Here is a 2321-nt window from a genome sequence, read left to right as displayed (position 1 = left end):
AATGACAAAGCTGCCAAGCGCTTCATGGCGAGGCTGATCGCGCAATTCGGCCAACCAAGGGTCTTCGTTACAGACAAACTGCGCAGCTACATCAAGCCGATTGCCCATCAAGCGCCGGATGCTGACCATCGCGCGCATAAGGGCCTCAACAACAGGATTGAGGGTAGTCACAGGCCAACGCGACGACGAGAAAAATCATGGTCCGGTTCAAATCGACCAGACAGGCACACCGTTTCGTGGTCGCGCATGACCAGATCAATACCGTCTTCAGCTCTCGACGTCACAAACTGACCGCCATTTCCTATCACCATGCCAGGGCAAATGTTCTCTGTCTCTGGACAGACCATGCCGCTCAGATGACGGCGTGATATATCCAGCCAAGACCTTTCAAATCCAATGCTCAACAACTTGGCAATTCCCTTGGGTTCGATGGCATCCCGTTGCGGTTTTAGAATGTTGATGAAATCGCGACAAAAGTACTCTTGTACGTGCGGAAGGAAGCCTGCACCCGATTTCCGACAAAACAACTCAAGCAAGAGATCTCTTCGACGAGCACCACCTACCCCGCTGCATTTTCAATCGCTTTGGCGTTGTCAGCAGCTGCCGTTCAGGCGCAGACGGACTACCCCTTGACCATCGAAAACTGCGGCCAGTCGGTCACCTTCGAGCAGGCGCCGCAGAACGCCTTGGCTCTGGGACAAAACAGCGCCGAAATCATGTTGTTGCTGGGTCTCGAAGACAGGATGGCCGCCACGGCCTTCTGGCTCAATTCCGTGCTGCCTGAACTGGCGGACGCCAACGACAAGGTGGAATTGCTCACCGTTGAATTCCAAACGCCTGAAACGGTGCTGTCGACGCAGCCCGACTTCGTGGCGGCAATGTTGACGACCTTGCTTGGCCCCGACAGCAAGGTCGTCAAGAGGTCCGATTTTGAAATTCTTGGCATTCCGACATACCTGTCGCCAAGCGCCTGTTCTAAGTCGCTGGACGCGAACGATGCTTACGACTCGCGTGATGAAATGTGGAGCATGAACCTGCTTTACAAGGAGATTAAGGACCTCTCCCGGCTCTTTGACGTCGCTGACCGCAGGCAAGCACTGATCAAGGATTTCAAATTGCGCGAAGTGGCGCTGCGCGAACAATTCGCGGCGAACGGGGATCTTTCCTTCCTCCTCTGGTTCTCCAGCGCGTCACCCGCCGATGATGCCTATCTCGGGGGCGGCAATGGCCCGTCGGGCTATATCACCGACATCCTTGGAGCCTCCAACGCCATCAAGACAGAAGTGGACTGGCCAGCCGGGGGCTGGGAAGGCATCATGGCCGCCAACCCGACGATCTTCTTCGCGGCCCAGGTGGATCGCAACCGGTGGGAGCTGGACACCGCTGAAAACAAGATCGACTTCCTGACTTCTGACCCCACCGTCAGCGAGATGGATGCGGTCAGAAACGGTCGGATCGTTGTGATAAACGGCGCAGCGATGAACCCCAGCATCCGCACCCTTTACGATGCCGAGCAGGTGGCCGAACAATTGAATGCGCTCGATCTTCCGTGAAGACCTTCGACACGTCAGAGGGAGGCGCCGTGCGGCTCGCCCTCTTCCTCTGCCTGTCTCTGATCATCCTGATCTTCGCCGCCGCGACGGCGATTGGCGATTGGCGATTATAACATCGCTTTGCGGACAGTCTTCCTGTCCGTCGCCAATGAACTGGGCCTGACCGGCGCCGATATTGTGCCCATCGAACAAAGCGTTGTCTGGAACCTGCGCCTAAGCCGCGCCCTGATCGCGGCGCTCGCGGCGGCGGAGCTGGCGATCTGCGGGGAAATCCTGCAGGCACTGTTGCGCAACCCGCTGGCCGAGTCTTTCGTGCTGAGCGTCTCGGCAGGGGCCTCGACCGGGGCGGTCTGCGTCATCGTTCTGGGCTTTGGTGCGGGCAGCCTGTCGCTGTCGCTTGGGGCTTTGGCGCAGACCCCACAAGTGATGTTCATCGACGAGACTGCGACCACCACGAAAACGGCCCGTCTGCGCGGTCGGGCGAGGCGTGGCGACCGGCTGCGAGCCGAGGCCCCGTTCAGGCATTGGACAACACAGGCCTTCATCGCGGGTCTGCGCCATGATGGCCTGAAGGCACCCTGGGTCATCGATGGCGCCATGACGCGCGCAATCTTCGATGCCTATGTTGAGACCCAGCTCGCCCCGACCCTGCAACCGGGCGACGTCATTCGTCGGGAAAACGATCCACCGGATCGTTTTCTAACCCTCCTCATTCCTCGACAATCTGGCCGTCCACAAGAGCGAGAAGGCCAAGGCTATCCTGCAGGA

Annotated in this window: 2 protein-coding genes and 1 pseudogene; all 3 read left to right on the top strand. The window is 58.6% G+C overall.

What is annotated here, in order from left to right; all coding sequences use genetic code 11:
* Positions 1 to 368: pseudogene (locus AB9K34_RS01070) on the top strand (DDE-type integrase/transposase/recombinase); the annotation flags it as partial.
* A gap of 261 nt (positions 369 to 629) precedes the next feature.
* Positions 630 to 1553 carry an ABC transporter substrate-binding protein gene (locus AB9K34_RS01065; protein ID WP_369952622.1) on the top strand — a complete coding sequence of 308 codons (924 nt, stop codon included), beginning with the start codon at positions 630 to 632 and terminating at the stop codon, positions 1551 to 1553.
* Positions 1554 to 1646: 93 nt separating this feature from the next.
* On the top strand, positions 1647 to 2321 hold a 675-nt coding region (locus tag AB9K34_RS01060; protein ID WP_369952621.1), incomplete at its 3' end, for an iron chelate uptake ABC transporter family permease subunit.

This window comes from Sedimentitalea sp. XS_ASV28, from assembly GCF_041224545.1.
Classification (GTDB): Bacteria; Pseudomonadota; Alphaproteobacteria; order Rhodobacterales; family Rhodobacteraceae; genus Sedimentitalea.
This window is presented reverse-complemented; position numbering and strand designations above follow the sequence as displayed.